The 4,180-nt window shown below is 74.2% G+C and carries 1 protein-coding gene; it reads left to right on the top strand.

Annotation, left to right across the window (positions count from 1 at the left end; translation table 11 throughout):
* On the top strand, positions 1 to 4,180 hold a 4,180-nt coding region (locus ACWF94_RS35080), incomplete at both ends, for an amino acid adenylation domain-containing protein (RefSeq protein ID WP_453498120.1).

Below are 4,180 nucleotides of genomic sequence, written 5' to 3'. Positions count from 1 at the left end.
GTCAAGGCCGTGCTGCCGGAGGCGACCGGGGCGGCGCTGCGGGCGCTGTGCGCCGAGCGCGGCGTCAGTCTGTTCATGCTGTTCCACGCGGCGACAGCCGCTCTGCTGCACCGGCTGGGCGCGGGTGACGACATTCCGCTCGGCGCTCCGATCGCGGGCCGCACGGACGCGGCGGTGGACGACGTCGTCGGATTCTTCGTCAATACGCTGGTGCTGCGGGCGGATCTGTCGGGCGACCCGGCCTTCGGCGAGTTGCTGTCCCGGGTCCGGGAGGCGGCACTGGCGGCCTTCGAGCATCAGGACGTGCCGTTCGACCGGGTCGTGGAGGCGGTCAATCCGGTACGGGTCGCGGACCGCAATCCGCTGTTCCAGGTCATGGTCGGCTATCACCACCGCCCGGACGGCGATCCGGATCTGCTGGGGATGCCGACCGAGTGGTTCGACATGGACACCGGGATGGCCAAGTTCGATCTCGACTTCACCTTCGTCGATCACGGCGCGGGCCACGATCTCGCGCTGCTGCTGGAGTACGCGGCGGATCTCGCCGACCCGGAGACGGCCCGGCGGCTCACCGTCCGGCTGCTGTCGCTGCTGGAGCAGATCGCGGCGGACCCCGACCGGCGCGTCGGCGACCTGCGGGTGCTGACCGGCGACGAGCCGTCGCCCGGCTGGAACGAGACCGCCGGGCCCGTCGAGTCCCGGTCGGTGCCCGAACTGTTCGCCGATGCGGTACGGGTGTACGGGGACCGGATCGCGCTGGTCACCGGGGACACCCGGCTGACGTTCCACGAGCTGTCCCGGCGGGTCGGCGCGATCGCCGCTCTGCTGCGGGAGCGGGGGGCCGGACCCGGGTCGGTGGTGGCCCTGGCGCTGCCCCGCGCGCAGACCGTTCCCGCGATCCTGGGCGTCCTGGCGGCGGGGGCGGCGTATCTGCCGCTCGATCCGGAGTATCCGGCGGACCGGCTGGAGTTCATGCTGGCGGACAGCGCGCCGCTGTGTGTGCTGACGGTGGCGGCCACCGAGGGGAAGCTGCCGGCGAACGGGCCCGAGCGGGTGCTGCTGGACGGCCTCGACCCGTTGGCCGGGCCCGGGCCGGTGACCCCGGCGGTGGTGGACCCGGCGTCCGCCGCGTACATCATCTACACCTCCGGCACCACGGGCCGCCCCAAGGGCGTGGTGGGCACCCATAGGGGGCTCAGCAATCTGTTCGCCTCCCACCGGGTGGATCTCATCGGTCCGGCCGAGCGCGCGGACGGCGGCGCCCTGCGGGCCGTCCATGCCGCGTCGTTCAGCTTCGACGGGTCGTGGGAGCCGCTGCTGTGGCTGCTCGCGGGCCATGAGCTGCATATGACGGACGAGGCCACGATGACCGACCCGGCGGCGCTGCTCGCGTATCTGGGCGACGAGCGGATCGACTTCCTCGATGTCACCCCGACCTATCTGCGGGAGCTGACGCACCACGGCTTCCTCGCCGACGGCGGCTACCTCCCCCGCGTGCTCGCGGTCGGCGGTGAGGCGACCCCGGCCCCCCTGTGGGAGCGGCTGTGCGCGCTGCCCGATGTGCGGACGCACGATCTGTACGGTCCGACCGAGTGCGCCGTCGACGCCTACGGCTGGCACGGCGGCGGCGGTTCACCGGCCGGCCCCTGGGCGGCGCCGCTGGCCAATGTCCGCGCACATGTCCTCGACGCCTGGCTGCGGCCGGTCCCGGTGGGGGTGGCCGGGGAGCTGTATCTCGCCGGGGAGGGGCTGGCGCGCGGCTATCTGAACCGGCCGGGGCTCACTGCCGAACGCTTCACCGCCGACCCGTTCGGCGGCCCCGGCAGCCGGATGTACCGCACGGGCGACCTCGCCCGCCGCCGCCCGGACGGCACCCTGGTGTTCCTGGGCCGGGCGGACGGCCAGCTGAAGCTGCGCGGCTTCCGGATCGAGCCGGGCGAGATCGAGTCCTGTCTCACCGCGCACGCCGAGGTGGCGTCGGCGGCGGTGACCGTACGGGAGGACTCCCCCGGGATCCGGCGTCTGGTCGCCTACACCGTGCCCGCGCCGGGCGGTTCCCCTGACCCGGGCGCCCTGCGGGCCCACGCCATCGCCGCGCTGCCCGGCCATATGGTCCCGGCCGCGTTCGTGACCGTTCCCGCGCTGCCGCGCACGGTCAGCGGCAAGCTCGACCATGCCGCCCTGCCCGCACCGGACCTGTCGGCACTGGTGTCGGCGCGCGGGCCGCGCACACCGCGCGAGGAGGTGCTGTGCGCGCAGTTCGCGACGGTCCTCGGGGTGCCCCGGGTCGGTGTCGACGACGACTTCTTCGCCCTCGGGGGGCATTCGCTGCTGGCGATGCGGCTGGTCGGCCGGGTGCGCTCGGCGCTGGCGGCCGAGGTGACACTGCGGGAGGTGTTCGACGCGCCGACCCCGGCGCGGCTGGCCGAGCGGCTGGCGGGGGCGGCGGCGCGCGAGGCCAGGCCCGCGCTGACGGCCAGGCCCCGTCCGGAGCGGCTGCCGCTGTCCTCCGCGCAGCGCCGGCTGTGGGTGCTGTACCAGGTGGAGGGCCCCTCCGCCACATACAACATCCCCGCCGCGTGGCGGCTGTCCGGCGCGCTCGACATCGACGCGCTGCGGGCCGCCGTACAGGATCTGGTGCTGCGGCACGAGACGCTGCGGACGGTCTTCCCGGAGGAGGGCGGCCAGGCGTATCAGCGGGTCCTCGATCCGGACGAGGCACGCATCGGGGTGACGGTGACGGCCGTCGGCAAGGACGAGGTCGCCGGGCGGCTGGCGTCGGCCGCGGCGTACGGTTTCGCGCTGGACCGGGAACCGCCGCTGCGCGTCGAGGTGTTCCGGACCGCGCCGCGGGAGCACGTCCTGCTGGTGCTGCTGCACCATATCGCCGGTGACGAGTGGTCGGATCTGCCGCTCCACCGCGATCTCGCGCTCGCCTACGCGGCCCGGTCGGCGGGCCGGGAGCCCGGCTGGGACCCGCTGCCGGTGCAGTACGCCGACTACACGCTGTGGCAGCGCGAGGTGCTCGGCGACGAGTCGGACCCGGCGAGCCCGGCCGCGCGACAGCTCGCGTACTGGCGGGAGACGCTGGCCGCACTGCCCGAGGAACTCGCGCTGCCGCTGGACCGGCCCCGGCCGCTGGAGGCCACCTACCGGGGCGGCATCGCGGCCGTGCCGCTGGACGCGGAGCTGGCCCGGGAGCTGAAGGCCCTCGCCCGGTCCTGCGACGTCAGCATGTTCATGGTCGTCCAGGCGGCGGTGGCCACCCTGCTGGCCCGGCTGGGCGCGGGCGACGACATCCCGATCGGCAGCCCGATCTCCGGCCGGGGGGACGAGGCGCTGGAGGATCTGGTCGGCTTCTTCCTCAATACGCTGGTGCTGCGCACCGATGTGTCGGGCGATCCGGCCTTCCGGGAACTCCTCGGCCGGGTGCGGGAGAGCGATCTCGCCGCCTTCGACCATCAGGACGTCCCGTTCGAGCGGCTGGTCGAGGTGCTCAATCCGGCCCGGTCGCTCGCCCGGCACCCGCTGTTCCAGGTGATGGTGGTCTATCTCGCGGCGGACGGTGCGGACGTGGGGCTTCCGGGGACCTCGGCGGTGCGGGAGGACGTCGGGCAGACCACGGCCAAGTTCGATCTGTCCTTCGACTTCGTGGAGCGAGGCGAGGGCGGGGGCGTGGACGGGGTGCTGGAGTACAGCACCGATCTGTTCGACGCCGCCACCGCGCGGTCGTTCGCCGACCGGCTGCTGCGGATCCTGCGGGCGGTGGCCGCCGATCCGGACGTACGCGTCGGACGGATCGGGATCCTGGGCGACGACGAGCGGCACCGGATCCTCGACCGGTGGAACGGGCGGCCCGCTCCGGCGGAGCCCACCACCGTACCCGCGCTGTTCGAGCGTCAGGTGCGGCGCTCGCCGCACGCGCCCGCCGTGGCGTCCGACGGTCTGGCCCTCACCTTCGCCGAACTGAACGCCGGAGCCAACCGGCTCGCCCGGCTGCTGGTGGAGCTGGGGGCGGGCCCGGAGCGGTTCGTGGCCCTCGCGCTGCCGCGCGACGCCCGCACCGTCCTGGCGATCCTGGCCGTGCAGAAGGCGGGCGCGGCGTATCTGCCGCTGGACCCGGACGGGCCGGGCGCCAGGATCGCCGACCTGCTGGACGAGGTCCGTCCGGTGGTCACCG

Source organism: Streptomyces sp. NPDC055078 (assembly GCF_053607985.1).
This window is presented reverse-complemented; position numbering and strand designations above follow the sequence as displayed.